Source organism: Actinomycetota bacterium, assembly GCA_035540895.1.
GTDB lineage: Bacteria > Actinomycetota > JAICYB01 > JAICYB01 > JAICYB01 > DATLFR01.
Map to the genome: position 1 here is coordinate 1 of DATLFR010000233.1, position 2,240 is coordinate 2,240.

Consider the following 2,240-nt stretch of genomic DNA (forward strand, 5'->3'; position numbering starts at 1 on the left):
CGTGAAGGGCGAGCCCCGCTCCCCCGGCCACCCCCAGGGCGACGATCCCCGGGTTCCCGGCGATGTCGCGAGGGAAGAAGAGGACGACGAGGACGATCCCGACTATGGCCGCGACATCGGCGCGGTCGCGGAGTATCCGCAGCGCCTGGTTCAACCCGGGACCCTCCCCGTCCCCGGGCCCCGGCGTCCGGGGCGCATGGCGGATAGACGCCGCTGGAGTGTGCTCCCCACTGGGTCCCCTGCTCCGGCCGGCGGCCAGTTCTGGCCGATCGGATACTTATGATAGAAGTGCATCGGATGCTACCAGAGCACCCAGGTCGGGGCGGCCCCTGAGCGCGCATAAAACTACCGCGGGCCCGCCGGATCCGCAGGCGATCGCGCCTAGAGCGCGAGCAGCAGGAACACGACCGTGAAGAGGATCGCGAAGGCGACCCTAACGTACGGTGCGACCCCCCGTCCCTGGTCGGGCCAGTCCGATCCGTAGCGCTGGTAGGCGAGGGCGACCCGCCGGAGGTGGTGGCGTCCGGCGACGATCGCGCTGACCCCCAGGACCAGGCAGGCGACGGTGCCCACGGTGATCCGCAGGCGCCCCGCGACCGCGGCCAGGACGAGGAAGGCGAGCAGGAACCGAGCGAGCTCCCGCCACAACCACGAGGCGGACCGGATGTCCCGCTCGACCCAAGGCAGCCAGGTCGGTGGGACGCGTACGTCCCACAGGTAGTAGCGCATCCGGACCTGCTGGGGAGGCTCCTCGAGCTCCCGTTCCCCTGCTCCCGTCTCCATCGCCCCCCTCCTCTCGTCCGAGAGCCTAGAACGAGTGCGGTAGCTCCCGAAGCCACCGGTTACGCTCTCACCCGATGAGGTCCCGGATCGTGCCCTGCATCGTGGCCGCGGCCTGTGCCGCATCCCTCGCCTGCGGACGAGGCGGCGACCCGGACCATCCCCTGGGCCGGGTGCTCCTCGACACCGCTCCCCGAGGCTACGAAAGGGTCGAGGGGCCGTCCGGACCGATGGACCTCGACCTCGCGTCCCGGGCCACGACGATCGGGCCCGCGACCCTGCGCCCCCACCTGTCCCGGACGGGGTTCCAGGAGGGCTACTCCCGCGTCTGGCAGCGGGAGCAGGAGACCCTCGCCCTCCTCGTCTTCGACTTCATAAGCGCCCAGCGGGCGGGTGAGATGGTCGAGCTGCACGAGCGGGAGCTGGGGCGCCTGCGCAACGTGCAGCCGTTCGAGGTGGGGCGGATCGAGGGCGCACGCGGGTTCACGGTGAACGCGACGAAGCCGCGCAGCTCTGAGCCCTGGTTCTGCCAGATCGTCGTATTCGCGGTGGAGACGAAGGCGTTCGAGGTGCGGTCGTGCAGCGAGCAGCCCCTCTCGGCGGACGAGGTTCAGCGGCTCGCGCGCGACCAGGCCCGCCGGGCGGCCGCCTAGGGCGGGAGCCGGGAGAGCCAGTCGAGACGGTCCTCCCGGGAGCCCCAGACGGCGGCGACCACCGCCCTCGTCTCCCCGGTCTCGAGGGGCGCGTGGTGCTCGATCTCGCAGAACGGGTACTCCACCGCCTCGAACACCTGGACCGCCGTGGCCGGCCCCCCGGTGGGTGGGACGTCAACGTACGTCCCGGAGGGGTCCGCCTGCGATGCGAGGACCACGAGCGGTCCGGGGTCGTCGCGACCCATCGCCGCCAGCAGGACACGGCCGTCCCCGGGCGGTGCGAACCCGAGCTTCCACCGGTCCCCCGTGGTTCCGGTGCTCAGCCAGCCCTCCCGCAGGGCGGGGATCGGCGCGTAGTAGGCGACCGGGTCCCCGTGCGCGCGCACGTAGATGTCCTGGGGCGTCGGGAGCATCACGAGGTGCCAGGCCGAGCGTCCCGCCGCTCCCGAGACCGCGTCGGCCACCTCGTAACCGGCCCAGGGCATCGACGTCTGGAGGGGAGGCCGGTCCAGGGCCCGGACGCGCCGCGACATCCGCATCCCCACGGCCGACTGCTCCAGGGACGCGACCGGACCGTCCATCTCCATCGTCCACGACCCCGGGTCGACCTCGCGGGGCACGCGCCACCGTCCGGCCTCGTCGTAGAAGACCTCCACCTCGGGCGCCGGCCAGAGCCGGTCCCCCCCGGCGACCGGGGCCTCCCCCTCGTACAGCAGGTTCGGGCCGTCCTCCCCGCACCGCAGCTCGGCCACCCGGCCCCCCTCGCGGGTCACGACGACGGACCCGGTGCCGGAGCCGAAGTCGTGT

General features: G+C 72.6%; 3 protein-coding genes. 1 reads left to right on the forward strand and 2 read right to left on the reverse strand.

From position 1 onward, the window contains the following. Window positions 1–381: 381 nt before the first annotated feature. On the reverse strand, window positions 382–783 hold the full coding sequence (locus VM840_12980; GenBank protein ID HVL82496.1) for a hypothetical protein: 402 nt from the start codon (window positions 781–783) through the stop codon (window positions 382–384). A 74-nt stretch (window positions 784–857) separates the two neighbouring features. Between VM840_12980 and VM840_12985 the strand changes: the two genes are divergently transcribed. Continuing rightward, complete coding sequence (locus VM840_12985; protein HVL82497.1) at window positions 858–1,433, forward strand: hypothetical protein; 576 nt, start codon at window positions 858–860, stop codon at window positions 1,431–1,433. On the opposite strand, the gene VM840_12990 is transcribed toward VM840_12985, so the two are convergent. After that, window positions 1,430–2,240: hypothetical protein (locus VM840_12990; protein ID HVL82498.1), on the reverse strand; the 811-nt coding region annotated here is incomplete at its 5' end. The two genes, VM840_12985 and VM840_12990, sit on opposite strands and share 4 nt — an antisense overlap.

Bases quoted from the DNA above. Each gene is read 5' to 3' on its own strand.
- VM840_12985 (HVL82497.1), top strand. From the start codon at position 858: ATGAGGTCCCGGATCGTGCCCTGCATCGTGGCCGCGGCCTGTGCCGCA.
- VM840_12980 (HVL82496.1), bottom strand. From the start codon at position 783: ATGGAGACGGGAGCAGGGGAACGGGAGCTCGAGGAGCCTCCCCAGCAG.